The sequence below is a fragment of the Bradyrhizobium iriomotense genome (assembly GCF_018130765.1).
In the GTDB taxonomy this organism is placed as follows: domain Bacteria; phylum Pseudomonadota; class Alphaproteobacteria; order Rhizobiales; family Xanthobacteraceae; genus Bradyrhizobium; species Bradyrhizobium iriomotense_A.
Genome location: NZ_JAFCJZ010000006.1, coordinates 229,127 through 247,817, shown reverse-complemented (window position 1 = coordinate 247,817; position 18,691 = coordinate 229,127). Strand labels below are relative to the sequence as shown.

The window sequence follows — 18,691 nt, the reverse complement described above, 5'->3', positions numbered from 1 at the left end:
GGGAAGCGAAGTTTACGCTGCTCCCCCGAAGGGCGCCGACGGCGGGGGCGACTGATGCCGGCGACACCCTTCATCACTTGGTTTCCCGGGCCTCCTGAGGCTTACCCCTTGGCGAGGGGGATCGCGACGAAGCGCGACTGGCCGCCGCTCTTCACGCGCATCAGGACGCTGTTCTTGTTGTCGGTCCGCGCCGCGTTGATGGCGTCGCGGACTTCGCCGGCCGTGGCCACGCTCTTGCCGCCGACTTCGAGAATCACGTCGCCCTCCTTGAAGCCGCGTTCGGCCGCAGCGCTCTTCGGATCGACTTCGGTGACCACAACGCCTTCCTTGCCGGCGCCGGCCACGGAGTTGGCAGGGGCAACGGTCATGCCGAGCTTCGGCACGTCGGTGCCCTTGTTCGCACCCTTGCCGCTGTCCTTGTCGAGGTCGGCCTTGGCCTCGACCGTGTTCGGCAGCTGGCCGAGGGTGATGTTCACGACCTTGTCCTGGCCCTTGTGCAGCACGTTGAGCTTGACGGTCGCGCCGGGCGCCATGCCGCCGATGGTCCGGGCGAGCTCGCGGGCGTCCTTGACGGATTCACCGTTGACCGCGGTGATCACGTCGCCGGATTCGATGCCGGCCTTCGCCGCCGGACCGTTCGCCTGCGGCTCCGCCACCAGCGCGCCTTCGGCCTTCTTCATGCCGAGGCTGTCGGCGATGTCGGACGTGACGGGCTGGATCTGCACGCCGATCCAGCCGCGGCTGACCGAGCCCTTGTCCTTGAGCTGGGCCACCACGCTCTTGACGGTGTTGGCCGGAATCGAGAACGCGATGCCGACGCTGCCGCCGGAGGGCGAGTAGATCGCGGTGTTGACGCCCATCACTTCGCCGTTGGTGTCGAAGGCCGGACCGCCGGAATTGCCCTTGTTCACGGGCGCGTCGATCTGGATGAAATCGTCATACGGGCCGTTGCCGATATCGCGGCCGCTGGCCGAGACGATGCCGGCGGTCACGGTGCCACCGAGACCGAAGGGATTGCCGACCGCGAGCACCCAGTCGCCGATCCGCGGCTTGGCGTCGGCAAGCTTGGCGAACGGGAAGTTCGAGCCGCCCTCGACCTTGATCAAAGCGAGGTCGGTGCGCTGGTCGGTGCCGATCACCTTGGCGGTGTAGGTCTTGCCGTCGTCGGTGGTGACCTCGACCTTGTCGGCGCCGTCGACCACGTGGTTGTTGGTCACGGCAAAGCCGTCAGCCGAGATGAAGAAGCCGGAGCCCTGGCCCTGCACGACGCGGCCACGGCCACCGCCCTTCAGGCCGGGAATGCCATCCGGACCGCCGAAGCGGCGGAAGAAGCGCTCCATCGGCGAGCCCGGCTGGAACGGCGACTGTGCGTCGTCGCCATCATCGTTGCTCGCGGTCTTCTCCTTGATGTTGACCTTCACCGAGATCACCGACGGCTTCACGCGCTCGACGATGTCGGCGAAACCGACCGGACGTTCGACCTTGCGAACCTCGTTGTTGACCTGCGCATGGGCCGGGCTGGAGAACAGGTCAGCCGGCGACACCGACGGGCTGAAGCCGTAGACGGCAGCGCCGAGGCCGGCGACAACCGAGGCCATCAGTGCGAGCTTGCGCGCGGAGAAGACCGACCGGCGCGGCTGCCGGTAGGACGGAAGGTTCGAGAGGTCGGGACGTTCGGTCATGCAGAAATCTCCAGGGCCTTGAATTCATTTTGGTGCCGGATGTCGGCACCTTGCGGACCTGAAGATGGGGGCTCCCGCCTTACCGTGCGCTGGCGGCGGGGTTAAACTTTTGTAATGATCCCGAGCTACGGATGCGGCAGTTTAGCGCAGGCCGAAAATCGTGGTTCCACAGGAACTTAGTCGAGTTCCGGTGACCGGCACCGAGCGAGGTTTTGGCGCGCCTTAACTGGCCCGGACGCTGACGATGAACTCGTCGACTTCACGCTTCAAAGTCTCGGCCTGCTGCGACAGATCGACGGCGGAATCCCGCGCCTCGGCCGCCATGCGCCCGGTCTCCGCCGAGGTCGAGGTGATCTGGGCGATGTGATTGGAGACGTCCAGCGTTCCCTGTGCGGCATCCTGCGCGCTGCGGGTGATGTCTTGCGTCGCGGTGCGCTGCTGGGCGGTGTCGACCTCGATGCCGGACATGATCGACGAAATCTCCGACAGCGTCTTCGAGATGCCGTCGATCGCCCCGCGCGTCTCCGCGGTGATGCCCTGGATGCTGGCGACATGGGAGGTGATCTCCTCTGTCGCCTTGCTGGTCTGGTGCGCCAGGTTCTTCACTTCGGAGGCCACCACGGCAAAGCCCTTGCCGGCTTCGCCAGCCCGCGCCGCCTCGATGGTGGCGTTGAGCGCGAGCAGATTGGTCTGCGAGGCGATTGCCTGCACGAGCTGCACGACCTCGCCGATCTTGTCGGCGGCGTCGGACAGCGTGTGGATGGTGTCGCGGCTCTTCTCAGCCTGGCTTGCCGCGCCCTCGGCGCGCTGGGTCGCATCGGTGACGCGGCGGCTGATCGTGCCGATCGAATTCGTCATCTCCTCGGCGGAGCCCGCAACCGTCTGCACGCTGGCGCTGGCCTGGCTCGCGCCGCTCGCCACCGCGTTGGCCTTGGTGCTGGTGTCGTTGGCGGTCCGCGACAAGGTCTCGGCGTTGCGCTTCAGATGCACCGCAGACGAGGCCACGCTGTCGACCACGCTGGCGACGAGATCGTTGAAACGCTTGATCCGCTCGTCGAGGAATCTCGACCGCTCGGCCTGGTGCTGCGCCTCCTGCAACTGCTGCTCGGTGAGGCGCCGCCGCTCCAGACCGTTGGTCTTGAAGACCTCGAGCGCGCCGGCAAGCAGTCCGATCTCATTGGTGCCGCCGAGTCCCGGAACTGACGTCTCGAACTTCTGGTCGGCGACCTCGCGCATGGCATGCACGATCGCCGCCAGGGGATTGAGGATGCCGTTGCGCACCGCGAACCAGGTGGTGAGGCAGATCGCGAAAGCCACCACCGCGATCACGCCGCAGGCGATCAGGAAATACGAGAACGCGGTCTGCGCCTGCTGGTAGATCTGCATCGCATGGTCACGCGCCGGGCCGCTCAACGCGGCAAAGTCCGACGACAGGCTGGTGATCTCGTTGTTGAGATAGAGCACCGCGACGAAGCCGGTGCCGCCGCCGATGCCCAGCAGGAACAATAATGCAGCGACGACGGCGCCGACCAGGAAGCGGATCGTCAGATTGCTGTTCGCGAACATCTCGAGGACTCAGAGGCTGGAATCGAATCTCGCGACAAGCTTCCAGACAAAGGTCAACATAGGATGAAACGCGCGGACGACGGCCGGCGGCCTACGTATCATTACGTAGCCAGGACGACGTGAGGCAGCTAGGGAGATTTGGCGTCGTCCGACATCAAGGCGGCGAGCCTTGCCTGCTCGTCGGGCGTGAGCGGCGGAGCCGGTACGTTCGCACCACCGCGCGCGCGACGGCGGATTTGCAGCCACAGCGCCAGGCCGCCGCCGATCAGCAGCAGCGGCGCGAGCAGCCACAGCAGCAGGGTCTGCCGCTCGAAGCGCGGCTTGAGCAGCACGAACTCGCCGTAGCGCGCGACCAGGAAGTCGAGCACCTGCGAATTGCTGTCGCCGGCCGCGATGCGCTCGCGCACCAGGAGGCGCAGGTCGCGTGCCAGTGGCGCATCGGAATCGTCGATCGACTGGTTCTGACAGACCATGCAGCGCAGCTCGCGCGACAATTCGCGCGCGCGCCCCTCCTTCACGGGATCCGACATGATCTCGTCGGGCTGCACGGCGTACGCCGCGGGCGAAGCCAGCAGCATCAACGCGACGAACGCGGCCATCATCCGGCGCATCGGATCACTCCGCAGGCTGCAGGCGCTGCTTGGCCCGCGCCGGCTTCGGCGCGCCGACCCGCAGGCGCCGGTCGGACAGCGACAGCACGCCGCCGAACGCCATCAGCACCGGCCCCCACCAGATCAGGAGCACCAGCGGCTTGTGATAGATGCGCACGGCAATGGCGCCCTCGGCGGTGGCGTCGCCGAGCGAGATGTAGAGCTGGCTCGCGCCGCGCGTCAGCAGCGCGGCCTCGGTGGTTGACGAGCCGCGCGTGGTGAAGCTGCGCTTGGACGGCGTCATGACGCTCAGCGTCTCGCCGTCGCGGCTGACGTTGAACTCGGCGATCATCTCGCGGTAGTTCGGGCCCTGGCGATGGAACAGCCCGTCGAGCTTCACGTCGTAGCCGGCGATATGGGCGACCTCGTTCTGCTTCATGGTCGCGATATATTCGCTGTTCCAGGTGGTCTCGCAGACGATGCCGATCAGCGCTACGCCGAGGCCGGCATGCGCGAACGCCGTGCCCCAGGCCGAGCGCGGCAAGCCGCGCGCCCGGTGCAACACCGTCGCGAACGGCAGCCGAACGAGGCCGGTCCGTTCGACGAGGTCGGTAATGGCGCCGGCGATGACGAAGACGCCCAGTCCGATCGCGAGCGGCGCCAGCGTAGCTCCGCCGCTCGCCCAGCCCCAGACAATGGCGACGGCGACGAGGCCGGCGATACCGGCTGCGAGCAGGCGCTGGGTGACGCCGAGCAGGTCGCCTCGCTTCCACGCCAGCATCGGGCCGAACGGCACGGCGAGCAGCAGCAGGGCAAACAGCGGCGCGAAGGTGAGGTTGTAGAAGGGCGCGCCGACCGACATCTTGAAATCGGCGAGCATCTCCATCGCCAGCGGATAGAGCGTGCCGAACAGCACGACTGCACAGGCGACCGTGAGCAAGAGATTGTTCAGCACCAGCGCGCCTTCGCGCGAGATCGGCGCGAACAGGCCGCCCTGCTTCAGCGACGTGGCGCGGTCCGCGAACAGCGACAGGCTGCCGCCGATGAACAGGCAGAGGATCAGCAGAATGAAGACGCCGCGGGTCGGATCCGTGGCGAAGGCGTGCACGGAGGTGATGACGCCCGAGCGGACCAGGAAGGTGCCGAGCAGCGACAGCGAGAAGGTCAGGATCGAGAGCAGGATGGTCCAGACCTTCAGCGCGTTGCGCTTCTCCATCACCAGCGCCGAATGCAGCAGCGCGGTGCCGGCGAGCCACGGCATCAGCGAGGCGTTCTCGACCGGATCCCAGAACCACCAGCCGCCCCAGCCGAGCTCGTAATAGGCCCAGTAGGAGCCCATGGCGATGCCGAGCGTCAGGAAGATCCAGGCGACCAGCGTCCAGGGCCGCACCCAGCGCGCCCAGGCCGCGTCGATCCGTCCCTCCATCAGCGCCGCGATGGCGAAGGAGAACGAGATCGAGAAGCCGACATAGCCGAGATAGAGCATCGGCGGATGCACGGCGAGGCCGATGTCCTGAAGCACAGGATTGAGATCGCGCCCCTCGATCGGCGGATTGGCGATGCGCAGGAACGGGTTCGAGGTCACCAGGATGAAGAGATAGAATGCGCTGGCGATCCAGGCCTGCACGGCGAGCACATGCGCGCGCAGCGACAGCGGCAGATTATTGCCGAACGCTGCGACCAATCCGCCGAACAGCGCGAGGATCGACACCCACAGCAGCATCGAGCCTTCGTGGTTTCCCCACACGCCGGTGATCTTGTAGATCAGCGGCTTCATGGAGTGGGAATTCTCGTAGACATTGGCGACGGAGAAGTCCGAATTGACGTGCAGCATCACCAGCGCGACGAACGACGCGCCGACGAACAGCAGCTGCGCCAGCGCGGTGGAACGCGCCACGTTCATCAGCGCGTCATCGCGCAAGCGCGCGCCGATCAGCGGTACGATGGACTGGATCAGCGCAAGGCCAAGCGCCAGCACCAGCGCGTAATGTCCGGACTCTGCGATCACCGCACAGCTCCCTGCGGATTGCCCTGCGCGGTCGTCGCCGCGGGCTTGGCACCGTAGTCGTCCTTCCAGTGCCCCTGCTTCTTCAGGGCATCGGCGACGTCCTTGGGCATGTAGGTTTCATCATGCTTGGCGAGCACGGTGTCGGCCTTGAACACGCCGCTGGCGTCGAGCGCACCTTCGGCGACGACGCCCTGCCCTTCGCGGAACAGGTCGGGCAGGATGCCCTTGTAGGCGACGGGAAGCTTGGCGCTGCCGTCGGCGACCTCGAAGGTCACCGCGAGATTGTCGCCGCGCTGGAGCGAGCCGGGCTGCACCAGCCCGCCGAGGCGAAACCGCTTGCCGGGCGCGACGTGCTTCTCGGCGACCATGGTCGGGGTCGAGAAAAACACGATGGAATCGCGCAGTGCGTTGAGCACCAGCGCGGCCGCGAGCGCGAGCACGGCGAGCGAGCCGCCGATGATGGTCATACGTCGCTGCTTGCGCGTCATGGCGTATCCGTTCTCCGCTCGTCCCGTCCCGAAATCATCATCCGTCGAGCCCGAGAGTCTTGAGGCCTTCGTTGAGCTGGCGGAGCCGCTCGGCATCCTTGGCGACCGCCTGGCGGGCGTCGGTTGACGCACCCATCGCCTTGTCACGGTCACCCATCACCAGATAGGCGCGCACCAGGCGCAGCCAGCCCTCGACGTCGTCACCGTTCTGCTTCAACCGGGTGGCAAGACGTTCGACCATGCCGCGCACCATCGCGTTGCGATCGCCTTCGGCCATGTCCTTGGAAGCCGCAATGGTCTCGTCCGACAGCGCCGGCATCGTGCCGCCGCCGACCCGCGCCAGCGAGGATTGCACCAGGGGCCGCCACGGCGCATCCGCCGGGGCCTTGGCCAGCAGCGCGCGCCAGATGTTGGCGGCATCGTCCTTGCGGCCGTCCTGCTCGGCGGCGAGCCCGAGGAAGTAGTTCGCCTTGGGATCGTCGGCGTCGAGCGCATGCGCACGCTCGAACTCGGCCTTGGCCTCGGCGGTCACGACGCCACCGGCGGCGGCCGAGATCGCTTCGCCCAGATCGGAGCGGCGCTCTGCGCTCTCGCCATTGTAGGTGAGCGAGTTGCGATAGGCCCGCACCGCATCGTCGAAGCGGCCGAGCCGCTGCAGCACCGGCGCGAGCACGTTCCAGCCGCGTCCGTCGGTCGGGTTCTTTTCCAGATGTTGCTCGACCTGCACGACGAGATTCTCGAGCGATCGCGCCATGCCAGACCCGGCGCCGCGCTCTCGCTGCGCCAGCGGAAAGTCCTGAAGCCGGGGCGAGCCAAGCGGCATGTAGACGCCGATCGCGACCAGCGGCAGGCCGACGAGCGCCAGCACCGCGGCCGCGCGGCGCCATTTGAGGCTCGGCATCAGATCCGATTTGGGCGCCGACGAGGACTCGCTTCCGGCTGCGGCGAGCAGCCTGCGGCTGATCTCGACGCGCGCTGCCTCGGCTTCGGGGGCTGCGATCAAGCCTGCGGCAAGATCACGCTCGATCTCGGCCAGCTGATCCTTGTAGACCGCGACCTCACTGCCCTGGTCCTGCGCGCGTCCGCTGCGGCCGAGCGGCCAGAGCACGGCGAAAATCGCCGCGACCGTCATCAGCGCGAACACGAACCATAACGTCATCTGGCAAGCTTCCGGCAGCGCGCCACCCGCGCCCACAGGTGGCTTTACACCACGGCCGGACGATGCGGCAATTGACAATTGTCAATTTGGCGCGACCGCGTGCTGTCCCGAAACGGTCAAGATCCCAACGGCTTAGCCGATCTCGAAGTCGGCGCTCCGAGCGGCATCCTCGCCGTGACCGTTGAAGGCCCTCAGGAAGTACGTTCCCGGCGGAATCGCATCCGGCAACCTGATGCGCACCGCCCCGACCGGAACCGGAGAAGCAACCCTGGTCACTGTCTCAGGCAATTGCCGGCCGCTCGCCTTCTCGACGAGCACGACCTTCGCACCGACCATCAGCCTTTGATACTTGGCGACAATGACGCGGTTCTCGATCTCGATGGAGCTGATAATGGATTTCATGCGCCCACAGGTAGAAATTCCAAAAGCTTGCGCAGCGACCGTAGGGCCCGCCACTGGCAGCGTCAACTACAAATTGTGATCACGAAAATATGCGCTCGAATCAGCTGGCGCGCGACGATTTGCGCTCGCCGGTTGCAGCGTTCTCCGCGGCGCGACTCATCAGCGACGCATAATCATCGCCGAACAGCACCTGGCAGAAGCGAATCGCGGCCTGCACCTGCTGCTGGCGATAGGTGCGGACCTTGTGATCGGCGCCGCGCAGCGACTGCACCAGCTGCTCGGTCGAGCGCTCCACATATTGCTGCAGGTCGGAATAGGTGCGCAGCGTCACCTCGTTGATTGCGAGCTCGCTCGCGTAGTTGCGGCACGTCGCGACGAAATCGATCAGCGCCGCGGTTTCCTCCACCTCGGTGCTGTCGATCCGCGCCCCCGGCGGAATGTCCTTCTCCGCTCGCTGGCGCAGGATGCGGCGCACGCGGCCGGGAACGCTGTCGATCTCCGATTGCAGCGCATTGGAGATGTCGGCCCGGATCGAGGTCAGCTGCTTGCCCCAGACGGAATCGTTGCGCAGGTCGAGCTCGGTGCGCAGGCCGCGCGCGCCATCGTGCAGCGCCTTGAGGTTGTCGGCGACATTGTCGAAATGGCCTCGCTTGATATCCGTGCGCAGGATCGCGGCGACGCAGGACAAATCGTGCAGGGCGATCGTGACGGCGACGCCATAGGGCGTTGCCGCGACCCGGATCTCGTCGTCGGAGGCGGCGATCTTGATGGCGAGACGGATGATCTGCCACGGCGCGATCATGCGCTGCACGACGATCGACAGCGCGAAGGGCAGCATCTGCGGCGTCTGCAGGACCGGAATGTTGAGCACCGAGGTCACCGAGGCGATCTGGGACTCGCCGAAGGCGCGCAAGGTGCGCGGCAGCTTCTCGTTCAGCGTGGCGATGGCTTCCCGAACCTGGAGCACCGCTCCGATCGAATAGAGGTCCTCGATCACGTTGGGCGGGCCGACCCGGGCGAGCGCGCGCGACTTGTCACCACCGCCCTGCCCCGTCAGCGCGAAGATCGCGTCCGCGGCGACCGCCTGGAGCTTCTGGGCGAGAGCCTCGACCTGCCCCGCACTGTCAGCCGGCATGCGCGCCAGCGCCGCCTCGAATTCGTTCAGCTTGTCCGGGGCGCCGTCCCGGCCGAGCCATTGCCAGATCGGCTGCAGCGAGGAACGACGGATCTGGCCGACCCGGATCGGGGCGCCCGCCTCGACCAGGAACGGTTCCAGCGCCTGGAACAGCAGCCGTGACAGATCGTCGGTGCGCGGCGGCGGGGCTTCGTCGGCTTCGCTCTTGCGGACGATCTTGCGGAGCTGCTCGAGCACGAGGGTGGCCACAGCCGTGTCCTGGCCGCGCTCGAGCGCGCGCTCGAACTCCCGCATCAGCAGCGCCTGCGACTGCGGCGGGAGCTGCGCGAGATATTCCCTCAGCCGCTCGATCGATGTCTGGCTCATGCGCCCGGGTAATGCACGGTAAAATGGCGGACGTGGGATGCGTCCGGGCGCGATCATAGGTGGCGGCGCCTTAAGAAGCCGTTGAGGACGTTGGCTCGAATGCCACCGTTTTGCTCCGGATCGGCGTCCAGCGGGCCCAATAACCCTTTGGGAACAGAGGATTATATTCCCGGAAGGACCAGCTCGGCCCGCAAGCCCCCGATCGGAGCGCCGCTGAGCGAGAGGTTACCGCCATAGAGGGCGGCAAGGTCGGTCACGATGGACAGGCCGAGCCCCGAGCCGGGCTTGGACTCGTCGAGCCGCTGGCCGCGCCGGGAGACCTGGGCCCGCTCCGCCTCCGACAGGCCGCGGCCGTCGTCGTCGACGATGATCCGCAGGCGCGGACCCGCGCCCGCCTGCTGCGGCGCCTCGACCAGCACCTCGATGAAGACCCGCGAGGCTGCCCATTTGCAGGCATTGTCGACGAGATTGCCGACCATCTCCTCCAGATCCTGCCGCTCGCCGCGGAACTTGGCCGAGGGATCGGCCTTGGCGTCAACGACGATGCCGCGGTCGCGGTGGATCTTCTCCATGGTCCGCCGCAGCGCTTCGATCGCAGGTGCGACCTCCGTTACGGTCGCGACGACCGAGACGCGCGCCGCGATGCGCGCACGCTCCAGATGATGGGCGAGCTGGTCGCGCATCAAGTCCGCCTGCTCCATCACCTTGGCCGCGAACGGCTCCGCCGCGTGGGCGCCGGCCTCGTTGACGATAACCGACAGCGGCGTCTTGATCGCGTGGGCGAGATTGCCGACATGGGTGCGGGCGCGCTCGACGATCTCGCGATTGGCATCGATCAACGCATTGGTCTCGCGCGCCAGCGGCGCGATTTCGACCGGGAATTCACCCTCGAGCCGCTCGGCCCGCCCGGAGCGGATGTCGGCAATCGATTCGGAGATGCGCTTGAGCGGCGCGAGGCCAAAGCGGACCTGGAACACCGTGGTCAGGAGCAGCACGATGCCGAGCGCGGTGAAGGTGCCGCCGAGGTAGTAGTCGAAGCTCCGCGTCTCGTCGAAGATCTCGGTGTCGTCGCCGGCGACGCTCACCAGATATTTGCCGTCGGCGCCGAGATCGACCGGCCGCTCCACCATCCGCAAATTCTGCCCCTCGGGCCCGTCGACATAGCCGAGCCGGATGCCGGCGGCGGTGAGCTCGGCGCCCTGCTCCTCCAGCTTCGGCAGCTTCTTGTCCCAGAGCGAGCGCGAGGAGCGCACTTCCGGCTTCTCGGTGTCCGTGCGTGTGATCTGCCAGTACCAGCCGGACAGCGGCAGCTCGAACAGCGGCTCGCCGAGCGACTGGAACTGGCGGTCCGGCGGCTCGTCCGGGGTGGCGACTTCGGCGATGAGGGTACGCAGATAGAGATTGAGCCGGCGGTCGAAGGCGCGCTCGGTGGCGTTCTTGTAGACCGACGACAGCACCACGCCGGTGATGGCCAGGATCACCACGAGCCACGCCGTCGCCGACAGGAACAGCCGGTTGGCAAGCGAGCTAGCGCGCATCGGAATGATCTCGGCAGGCGCAGAATGTCAGGGCGTCGGACGTCATGACCGGGACCAAGGGCCCTGTTCGGCCTCCCGTCAAGCCCAAGGAAACCTCAGGCGCAGGCCTCAGCCGCCCGGCGCGGGCGGCGGGGTCAGGAGATAGCCGAGGCCGCGGACGGTCTGGATGATGTCGACGTCGAGCTTCTTGCGGATGCGGCCGACGAACACCTCGATGGTATTGGAGTCGCGGTCAAAATCCTGGTCGTAGAGATGCTCGACCAGCTCGGTGCGGGAGACGACGCGCCCGGAATGGTGCATCAGGTAGGCAAGAAGCCGATATTCGTGCGAGGTCATCTTGACGGGGTTGCCTGACACGCTGACCCGGCCGGTCCTGGTGTCGAGCGTGACCGGGCCGCAAGAGAGCTCGCTCTGGGCATGGCCTGTGGAGCGGCGCAGCAGTGCGCGGATGCGGGCCAGCACCTCCTCCAGATGGAACGGCTTTGCGACATAGTCGTCGGCGCCGGCGTCGAAGCCTTGCACCTTGTCGCTCCAGCGGTCGCGTGCGGTCAGGATCAGGACCGGCATGGTGCGGCCGTTGCGGCGCCAGGCTTCCAGCACCGAGATGCCGTCCTTCTTCGGCAGGCCGATGTCGAGCACCACGGCATCGTACGGCTCGTTGTCGCCGAGATAGTGCCCCTCCTCCCCGTCGAAGGCGCGGTCGACGACATAGCCGGCGTCCGTCAGCGCTTTGGTGAGCTGGCGATTGAGATCGGGGTCGTCCTCAACAACGAGCAGGCGCACGCTTCTCTCCAGACTTAGGCAGCATCAACACGCCCCGAGATGAGCAATTCCGGCGTGAACTGAATATGAACGCGGGGAACCGCCGACGTTACTTTTTGGTCATATACGACCTATCGTTCGCCAACGCGACTGCGCCCGCCAGGCAGCCGGGCGAACCGGCGGCATGGCGGGCGCAATGTGCCGCGTTACGCGGCGATTAGGAAGGCCCGGAGCGTTCCGATCGGGCCGTCAGGTCCGGAAGAACACGAACCAGATGACGGCGAGGATCAGGATCGCCAGCCCGGTCGAGATGGCGAGCAGCGCCGCCACCGACGGTCCAGGTTCGCCCTGGCGCGCTTCGGTCGGAGTTTCGACGATCTGATGCTGCTCTCGCGTGGTTGCCATGGTGCCTCAATCTCCGGCTGTCGCCTCCGATTGCCGCGAGCTCCTCGCGGCCAGGTAGGTCCGGGGCAACGCGTGATCATCCGCGATGTTCCGGGCGCCGGGCCGCGGCGGCTCCGCGCGCCGCGCAGGCCCCGGCCGTCGGTTAACGCCGTTGCAAGATTCCGTGCCGAGCCGTGTATGATTCGGTGTTCCCCGATGGTATTCTTATAGGTCTGTCCCCTGTTGCGTTTGGAGTAGCCCATGGCCCCCCGCGCCAATTGGAAGGGTTTTCTGCGTTTGTCGCTCGTGACCTGTCCGGTCGCGCTCTATCCGGCCACTTCGGATACCGAGAAGGTCTCCTTCAACCAGATCAACCGCAAGACCGGTCACCGGATCAAGTACCTCAAGGTCGACGCCGAGACCGGTGACGAGGTCACCTCCGAGGACATCGTCAAGGGCTACAAGGTCGACACCGACACCTATATCGAGGTCACCAAGGACGAGCTCGACGACATCGCGCTCGACTCGACGCACACGATCGAGATCGACGAGTTCGTGCCGAGGACCGACATCGACAGCCGCTATCTGATCCGCCCCTACTACCTCGTGCCGGACGGCAAGGTCGGCCACGACGCCTTTGCGGTGATCCGCGAGACCATCCGCAGCATGGACAAGGTCGCGATCGGTCGCGTGGTGCTGACCAACCGCGAGCACATCATCGCGCTGGAGCCGCTCGAGAGCGGCCTCATGGGCACGCTGCTGCGTTACCCCTACGAGGTGCGCAGCGAGCAGGAATACTTCGACGACATCCAGGACGTGAAGCTGACCAAGGACATGCTCGACCTCGCCAAGCACATCGTGGAGAAGAAGTCCGGCGCGTTCGAGCCCGAGCTGTTCGAGGATCACTACGAGACCGCGCTGATCGATCTCATCAACAAGAAGCGCAGCGGCATGCCCATCACCGCGAAGGCCGCGCCGAAGACGGGCGGCAATGTCATCAACCTGATGGACGCGCTGAAGAAGAGCCTCGCGGGCGAGAAGGACGCGGCGCCTGCGGCGAAAGTCGCCAAGGAGGCCGTCAAGGGCAAGAAGCCGAAGAAGCGCATCGAGGGCCAGCGCGAGATGCTGCTGCCGATATCAGGCAAGGGCGGCAAGGACGCCGCGGCCAAGGCGGCTCCCAAGGAAGCGACCAAGGACGCCCCAAAGAAGGCTGACAAGCCGGTGCGCGCGCCGGCGCGGGCGAAGAAGGCCGGCTAGCAGCACCAGACCTATCGATCGCGCCGTGATGTCCCTCCCCTCCGGTCGGCCGACCTGACATGCCCTGGTCGACGGCGTTCGACGATCCGATCCCGCTCTCCAACGGTCGCAGGCTGCGGACGCTGCAGGAAGCCGCCGATCACATCATGCAGCTGCCCGAGGACGCGCAGCACGCCAGCCACTGGCAGACCGCGATCGAGACCCTGATCCATGCGGCCGAGACGGGCGGCGGCTGGATGATGTTCGCCCGGATCGCGATGCTGCGGGCGCTGAACGCGGACACACGCCGCAAATAGCCTCAACAATCCGTTAAGCCGCATCTTAACACCCGCGAGGCGCCACGTAGTCCTACGGAATACAAAATTAACCGTCGATTCCCTTTGCGTAGGACATCGTCGCGCCGTCGATTGAAGCCAAGGTTTGCGCGCGGTGCAGCAGCCGGACGCCAGCAAGAACTATATCGGCCTCGTGAACGACACGACCGAGGACAAGCGCCTTGCCGACAGCGCGGCGCGGTCGCAGCCGCGCGTCATGGGCTATCTGGCCGGGCGCCTCGCAGCCGCGCTGAGACGCCCCGGCAAGGCCGCATCCGGATGCGCGATCAAATCCTGAGACAGCGGCGACACGGTCGAATGCGCCTGCATCGGGTGACGAAACCTTAAATCAAGGAAGGCAGTATATAAGGCCCGAGGTCGGGACCATCCGACCTTGCCCTTTGACGTGCGCGCGCCGCGAAAAACTTAGTGAATCAATTTACCATTGCGAAAACGGCACCGGCCTAAATTAGACGGATGAACAGGAGTTGACGATGGCTTTGCTCAGGTCCTTTCTTGCCGATGAAAGTGCAGCCACCGCTATCGAGTACTGCCTGATCGCCGCCGGCATCGCGCTCGCGATCGTCGCTGTCGTGAACAACACGGGCAGCGCGCTGCTGAACAACAAGTTCAACTCGATCGACGCAGCCACGAAGTAAGCCTATCCGGCCCGGTGCGGCCTCCCGAGATCAGCGATAGCGTCGCGGCGTGCGGCCTTGCCGGCGACGCAGACCATGATCTGCGTCAACAGCACAGGGGCGACGACGGCTAAGCATGGAAGCCGAGCTTCCTGCTGCCGGCACGTCCATGCATCCAGACTTCCCGCGTTCCCAACTGAAGATCCGCCGCGTCCGCCTTGACACCGGCCGCGAAAACGTCGTCGTCATCTCCAGGCGATCGAAGGCGCTGCGTGCGGAGATCTTTCGCGGCTTCAGCCGCGTCGAGCTCCGCCGGGACGGCAAGGTGCTGCTGGCGACGCTGCTGATCACGGACGACGACACGCTGGCGGCGCAGGACGAGATCGGCCTCTCCGAGCCCGCCTTCCGCCGTTTCGCCGAACCGGTCGGCACGCCGGTCACGGTGACGCCGGCCTCGCCTCCCGAGAGCCTGGAAGCGGTGCGCGCGAAGATCCACGGACGAACGTTGAGCCAGGCCGAGATCGGCGCGATCATCAACGACCTCGCGCATTATCGCTACTCCGACATGGAGATCGCGGCCTTCCTGATCGGCTCGGCGAGCTTCATCACCAGCGATGAGCTTCTGGCCCTGACAGGGGCGATGGCGCAGGCCGGCACGCAGCTGGTCTGGCCGGACCCTGTCGTCGTCGACAAGCACTGCATCGGCGGCATTCCCGGCAACCGCACCTCGATGGTGGTGGTGCCGATCGTCGCCGCGCACGGCCTGCCGATCCCCAAGACCTCCTCGCGCGCCATCACCTCGCCCGCCGGCACCGCGGACACGATGGAGGTGCTGGCGCAGGTGAATGTCGGCGTCGAGGAGATGAAGGCGATCGTCTCGGCCTGCAACGGCTGCCTGATCTGGGGCGGACACGTGAACCTCTCGCCGGCCGACGACGTGCTGATCTCGGTCGAGCGCCCGCTGAGCCTCGATACCCGCGAGCAGATGGTCGCCTCCATCATGTCCAAGAAGATCGCCGCAGGCTCGACGCATCTGTTGATCGACATTCCGGTCGGGCCGACCGCGAAGGTCACGAGTGCGGTCGAGGCAATGCGGCTGCGAAAGCTGTTCGAATTCGTCGGCGACCGCTTCGGGCGCACGGTCGAAGTGATCACGACCGATGGAAGCCAGCCGATCGGCAATGGCATCGGGCCGGTGCTCGAGGCCAATGACGTCATGGCGGTGCTCGGTAACGAGAAGGATGCGCCGCGCGATCTGCGCGAGAAGTCGCTGCGGCTCGCCGCCCATCTCCTGGAATACGATCCGAAGCTGCGCGGCGGTGCCGGCTATGCGCGGGCGCGCGAGCTGCTCGACAGCGGCGCGGCGCTGAAGCAGATGCAGAAGATCATCGACGCCCAGGGGCCCTCGACATGCAGCACCGAGCTGGGATCGCTCAGCTTCGACGTCAAGGCGGCACGTGACGGCGTGGTGTCCGCGATCGACTGCCTGCGCCTCAATCGCCTCGCCCGCACCGCGGGTGCGCCGCTCGACAAGGGCGCGGGCATCCGCCTGTTCAAGAAGATCGGCGACCGCGTCGAGCAGGGCGAGCCGCTCTATCGCGTCTACGCCTTCGACCGGCCCGAGCACGATCTGGCCGCCTCCGCCGCCGCTGCGGACAATGGCTACGCCGTCAACGGCCACGACGCTCCTCAAGGCAAGACCACCTCGTGAGCACGATCGCGTTCCAGACCCTGCCCTTCGGGGCCGAGGCGGCTAAGCGCCTCGCGGCGCGGCTCGGGCTTGCCTGCGACGAGATCGCCCTGCACCGCTTCCCGGACGGCGAGCTGCGCGTCACGGTCGCGCCCGCGGCGGACACCACCATCCTCTATGCCACGCTCGACCAGCCCAACGACAGGCTGATCGCCCTGCTGTTCGCCGCCGAGGCGCTGCGACGCGGCGGCGCCAAGCGGCTGGTGCTGGTCGCGCCCTATCTCTGCTACATGCGGCAGGACATTGCCTTTCATGCGGGTGAGGCCATCAGCCAGCGCGCCATGGGCACACTGCTTGCGAGGATCGTGGATCGCATCGTCACCGTGGACGCGCACCTGCATCGCACCGCCGACATCGGCGACGTCTTTCCCGGCATCGAGGCCGAGAACCTGTCCGCGATGCCGGCGATCGCGAACACCCTGGCAAAGACCGGCATCGATCCCGCGACCGTCGTGATCGGCCCCGATGCCGAATCCGAGCCCTGGGTGAGAGACCTCGCGGGGCGGCTGGGCTTGCAGCATACGGTGGCGCGGAAGATTCGGCGCGGCGACCGCTCCGTGGAGATCATGTTCGACAATGCCGCCCTGTTCGCGGGACGGCCGGCGCTGATGGTCGATGACATCGTCTCCTCCGGGACGACGCTGATGGTCGCGGCGAAGACGTTGAAAACGATCGGCGCGACCGCCGTCGATTCGGTGGTGACGCACGCGCTGTTTCCGCCCGTGATGATCGCCGCGTTCAACGACGCGGGCATCCGATCCATTCGCTCCAGCGACAGCGTGCCGCATCCGACCAACGCGATCGCGCTCGACGACATCCTGGCCGCGTCCCTCGCGCGCGAGCTCAACCCAACATATCCGCCGGAGACCACGACATGAGCGTAACCGTTCGATTTTGCGGGGCCGCCCGCACCGTGACCGGCTCGAGCTATCTGTTCCAGACCGCCGGCGGTCGCTTCCTCGTCGACTGCGGCCTGTTCCAGGGACAGAAGACGCTGAAGGCACTCAACTACGGTGCCTTTCCCTTCCGCCCTGCCGACATCAAGGCGGTGCTGCTCACGCACGCCCATATCGATCACAGCGGATTGCTGCCGAAGCTCGTGCGCGAGGGCTTCGACGGCCCGATCCTGGCGACGCGCGGCACGATCGACCTCTGCTCCTGGATGCTGCCGGACGCCGGCAGCATCCAGGAGTCCGAGGTCGCGCAGCTCAACCGGCGCAACGCAGCGCGCCGATGGAAGGAGGTCGCACCAATCTACACGCAGGCCGACGCCACCGCGTCGCTGCAGTCGTTCCGCGCGGTCGACTATGAGCGCTGGACCGACGTGATCCCCGGCGTTCGCGCGCGCTACTGGAACGCCGGCCATTTGCTCGGCTCTGCCTCGATCGAGCTGGAGTTCGACCAGGCCGGCCGTGAGCGGCCGTTGCGCGTGCTGCTTTCCGGCGACGTCGGGCCGGAAGCCAAGCTGCTGCAGCCAGATCCGGAGGCACCAGTGGACCTCGACTACGTCGTCTGCGAATCCACCTATGGCGATCGCGTGCGCGCCGTCACTACACCCGAGCAACGGCGGCAACACCTCGCCGGCGAGATCCGCGATGCCGCGGCCGCCAGGGGCGCCCTGCTGATCCCGGCCTTCGCGGTCGAACGGACCCAGGAGCTGATCGTCGACATCGTCCACCTGATGGAGCGCGGCGACGTTCCGGCGGCGCCGATCTTCCTGGATTCCCCGCTCGCGATCCATGCGACCGAAGTCTTCCGCCAGCACGCCGCGAGCCTCGATCCCGACGTCGACGTCGACCGCCTGCTCAACTCGCCGCATCTCAAATTCACTGAGACGGTTGCCGAGAGCAAGGCGATCATGCGCCTGACCGGCTTCCACATCATCATCGCCGCCAGCGGCATGTGCGACGCTGGCCGCATTCGCCATCACCTCAAGCGCTGGCTGTGGAACGAGCGCGCAACCGTGCTGCTCTCCGGCTTCCAGGCGCGCGGCACGCTCGGCCGCTTCCTCCAGGACGGCGCCAAGGCGGTGCGGATCCAGGGCGAGGAGATCCGGGTCGCCGCGCGCATCCGGATGATCGACGAATATTCCGGTCATGCCGATGCCGCGGGGATCGCCGGCTGGATCGCGGCGCGCCGCCCGATCGCGCGCGGCCTGTTCCTCACCCATGGCGAGCAGGATGCGATCGCCGGGCTTGCCGAACGGCTGGGCGAACGCATTCTTCCGACCGCAAAAATCTATCAGCCGGTGCTGGATGACATCTACGAGCTCGCAGCGGCCGAGCCGCGCGTGCTCGACGTCGACCATCGCCGTCGACTCGCGCCCGAGGCCGTCACGCATCTCGACTGGCACAACGAGATGTCGGAGCTGATGCTCGACATCAGCGACAAGGTCGCAGCCGCCGCCGACGACCGCGCCCGCGGCGTCATCATCCGCAGGCTGCGGCGGGCGTTGAAGGAGAACGCGTAGACGTCGGAATAGCGTTCGGCATCACGGCGCCTTCACAAACTCGTCATTGAAGCGCTGCTGCATGGGCCTCGGCTCGGCAGCTCGCGGTCCCGTTTCGCAGGCGATGCGGCCGCCCTCTCGAAAATCAAGCTGCCCTCAAGAAAAACAGGAGCCATCCCGAAGACTTCCGCCAAGCCGGAACT

The 18,691-nt window shown here is 66.5% G+C and carries 18 protein-coding genes; 7 read left to right on the top strand and 11 right to left on the bottom strand.

Annotation, left to right across the window (positions count from 1 at the left end):
• Positions 1-101: 101 nt before the first annotated feature.
• From JQ635_RS13915 to JQ635_RS13865, 11 genes are all read right to left on the bottom strand, one after another.
• On the bottom strand, positions 102-1,682 hold the full coding sequence (locus tag JQ635_RS13915; protein WP_211410430.1) for a Do family serine endopeptidase: 1,581 nt from the start codon (positions 1,680-1,682) through the stop codon (positions 102-104).
• A gap of 222 nt (positions 1,683-1,904) precedes the next feature.
• Positions 1,905-3,248, bottom strand: a complete 1,344-nt coding sequence (locus JQ635_RS13910; RefSeq protein ID WP_211410429.1) for a methyl-accepting chemotaxis protein — start codon at positions 3,246-3,248, stop codon at positions 1,905-1,907.
• A 128-nt stretch (positions 3,249-3,376) separates the two neighbouring features.
• On the bottom strand, positions 3,377-3,859 hold the full coding sequence (locus tag JQ635_RS13905) for a cytochrome c-type biogenesis protein (protein ID WP_211410428.1): 483 nt from the start codon (positions 3,857-3,859) through the stop codon (positions 3,377-3,379).
• A 4-nt stretch (positions 3,860-3,863) separates the two neighbouring features.
• On the bottom strand, positions 3,864-5,846 hold the full coding sequence (locus JQ635_RS13900; RefSeq protein ID WP_211410427.1) for a heme lyase CcmF/NrfE family subunit: 1,983 nt from the start codon (positions 5,844-5,846) through the stop codon (positions 3,864-3,866).
• Positions 5,843-6,334 carry a cytochrome c maturation protein CcmE gene (ccmE, locus tag JQ635_RS13895; RefSeq protein WP_211410426.1) on the bottom strand — a complete coding sequence of 164 codons (492 nt, stop codon included), beginning with the start codon at positions 6,332-6,334 and terminating at the stop codon, positions 5,843-5,845. Before ccmE ends, JQ635_RS13900 begins: the two co-directional genes overlap by 4 nt.
• Positions 6,335-6,371: 37 nt before the next feature.
• Positions 6,372-7,493: a c-type cytochrome biogenesis protein CcmI gene (gene ccmI, locus JQ635_RS13890; RefSeq protein ID WP_211410425.1), complete on the bottom strand. Its 1,122-nt coding sequence runs from the start codon at positions 7,491-7,493 to the stop codon at positions 6,372-6,374.
• 132 nt (positions 7,494-7,625) lie between these two features.
• Entirely contained in the window at positions 7,626-7,895 is a 270-nt protein-coding gene (locus JQ635_RS13885) for a hypothetical protein (protein WP_211410424.1), read from the bottom strand.
• Positions 7,896-7,995: 100 nt separating this feature from the next.
• Positions 7,996-9,396, bottom strand: a complete 1,401-nt coding sequence (locus tag JQ635_RS13880; protein WP_211410423.1) for a hypothetical protein — start codon at positions 9,394-9,396, stop codon at positions 7,996-7,998.
• A 161-nt stretch (positions 9,397-9,557) separates the two neighbouring features.
• On the bottom strand, positions 9,558-10,934 hold the full coding sequence (locus JQ635_RS13875) for a sensor histidine kinase (protein ID WP_211410422.1): 1,377 nt from the start codon (positions 10,932-10,934) through the stop codon (positions 9,558-9,560).
• Positions 10,935-11,042: 108 nt separating this feature from the next.
• Positions 11,043-11,717 carry a response regulator transcription factor gene (locus JQ635_RS13870; protein ID WP_211410421.1) on the bottom strand — a complete coding sequence of 225 codons (675 nt, stop codon included), beginning with the start codon at positions 11,715-11,717 and terminating at the stop codon, positions 11,043-11,045.
• Between the two features lie 228 nt (positions 11,718-11,945).
• Positions 11,946-12,101: a hypothetical protein gene (locus JQ635_RS13865; protein WP_164936196.1), complete on the bottom strand. Its 156-nt coding sequence runs from the start codon at positions 12,099-12,101 to the stop codon at positions 11,946-11,948.
• Positions 12,102-12,341: 240 nt separating this feature from the next.
• Here JQ635_RS13865 and JQ635_RS13860 point away from each other — a divergent pair, with 240 nt between their 5' ends.
• The 7 genes from JQ635_RS13860 to JQ635_RS13830 all read left to right on the top strand — a co-directional run bounded on the left by JQ635_RS13860 (position 12,342) and on the right by JQ635_RS13830 (position 18,509).
• Positions 12,342-13,337, top strand: a complete 996-nt coding sequence (locus tag JQ635_RS13860; protein ID WP_211410420.1) for a Ku protein — start codon at positions 12,342-12,344, stop codon at positions 13,335-13,337.
• A 59-nt stretch (positions 13,338-13,396) separates the two neighbouring features.
• A complete protein-coding gene (locus JQ635_RS13855; RefSeq protein WP_211410419.1) occupies positions 13,397-13,633 on the top strand; it encodes a hypothetical protein in 237 nt (78 codons plus the stop codon).
• A gap of 133 nt (positions 13,634-13,766) precedes the next feature.
• A complete protein-coding gene (locus JQ635_RS13850) occupies positions 13,767-13,949 on the top strand; it encodes a hypothetical protein (RefSeq protein WP_211410418.1) in 183 nt (60 codons plus the stop codon).
• Between the two features lie 196 nt (positions 13,950-14,145).
• Complete coding sequence (locus tag JQ635_RS13845; protein WP_018647793.1) at positions 14,146-14,310, top strand: Flp family type IVb pilin; 165 nt, start codon at positions 14,146-14,148, stop codon at positions 14,308-14,310.
• 148 nt (positions 14,311-14,458) lie between these two features.
• Complete coding sequence (locus JQ635_RS13840) at positions 14,459-16,000, top strand: thymidine phosphorylase family protein (RefSeq protein WP_211410498.1); 1,542 nt, start codon at positions 14,459-14,461, stop codon at positions 15,998-16,000.
• Positions 15,997-16,917 (top strand): ribose-phosphate pyrophosphokinase, encoded by a 921-nt coding sequence (locus JQ635_RS13835; RefSeq protein WP_211410417.1) that lies wholly within the window; start codon positions 15,997-15,999, stop codon positions 16,915-16,917. Before JQ635_RS13840 ends, JQ635_RS13835 begins: the two co-directional genes overlap by 4 nt.
• Positions 16,914-18,509: an MBL fold metallo-hydrolase gene (locus tag JQ635_RS13830; protein WP_211410416.1), complete on the top strand. Its 1,596-nt coding sequence runs from the start codon at positions 16,914-16,916 to the stop codon at positions 18,507-18,509. The genes JQ635_RS13835 and JQ635_RS13830 overlap by 4 nt, the downstream gene beginning before the upstream one ends.
• The last annotated feature ends 182 nt before the right edge of the window (positions 18,510-18,691 follow it).

What these genes read in the sequence shown, in the direction of transcription:
- JQ635_RS13830 (WP_211410416.1), top strand. Translation starts at nt 16,914, where the DNA reads ATGAGCGTAACCGTTCGATTTTGCGGGGCCGCCCGCACCGTGACCGGC.
- ccmI (WP_211410425.1), bottom strand. Translation starts at nt 7,493, where the DNA reads ATGACGTTATGGTTCGTGTTCGCGCTGATGACGGTCGCGGCGATTTTC.
- JQ635_RS13840 (WP_211410498.1), top strand. Translation starts at nt 14,459, where the DNA reads ATGCATCCAGACTTCCCGCGTTCCCAACTGAAGATCCGCCGCGTCCGC.
- JQ635_RS13915 (WP_211410430.1), bottom strand. Translation starts at nt 1,682, where the DNA reads ATGACCGAACGTCCCGACCTCTCGAACCTTCCGTCCTACCGGCAGCCG.
- JQ635_RS13885 (WP_211410424.1), bottom strand. Translation starts at nt 7,895, where the DNA reads ATGAAATCCATTATCAGCTCCATCGAGATCGAGAACCGCGTCATTGTC.
- JQ635_RS13860 (WP_211410420.1), top strand. Translation starts at nt 12,342, where the DNA reads ATGGCCCCCCGCGCCAATTGGAAGGGTTTTCTGCGTTTGTCGCTCGTG.
- JQ635_RS13855 (WP_211410419.1), top strand. Translation starts at nt 13,397, where the DNA reads ATGCCCTGGTCGACGGCGTTCGACGATCCGATCCCGCTCTCCAACGGT.
- JQ635_RS13845 (WP_018647793.1), top strand. Translation starts at nt 14,146, where the DNA reads ATGGCTTTGCTCAGGTCCTTTCTTGCCGATGAAAGTGCAGCCACCGCT.
- ccmE (WP_211410426.1), bottom strand. Translation starts at nt 6,334, where the DNA reads ATGACGCGCAAGCAGCGACGTATGACCATCATCGGCGGCTCGCTCGCC.
- JQ635_RS13865 (WP_164936196.1), bottom strand. Translation starts at nt 12,101, where the DNA reads ATGGCAACCACGCGAGAGCAGCATCAGATCGTCGAAACTCCGACCGAA.
- JQ635_RS13875 (WP_211410422.1), bottom strand. Translation starts at nt 10,934, where the DNA reads ATGCGCGCTAGCTCGCTTGCCAACCGGCTGTTCCTGTCGGCGACGGCG.
- JQ635_RS13880 (WP_211410423.1), bottom strand. Translation starts at nt 9,396, where the DNA reads ATGAGCCAGACATCGATCGAGCGGCTGAGGGAATATCTCGCGCAGCTC.
- JQ635_RS13910 (WP_211410429.1), bottom strand. Translation starts at nt 3,248, where the DNA reads ATGTTCGCGAACAGCAATCTGACGATCCGCTTCCTGGTCGGCGCCGTC.
- JQ635_RS13905 (WP_211410428.1), bottom strand. Translation starts at nt 3,859, where the DNA reads ATGCGCCGGATGATGGCCGCGTTCGTCGCGTTGATGCTGCTGGCTTCG.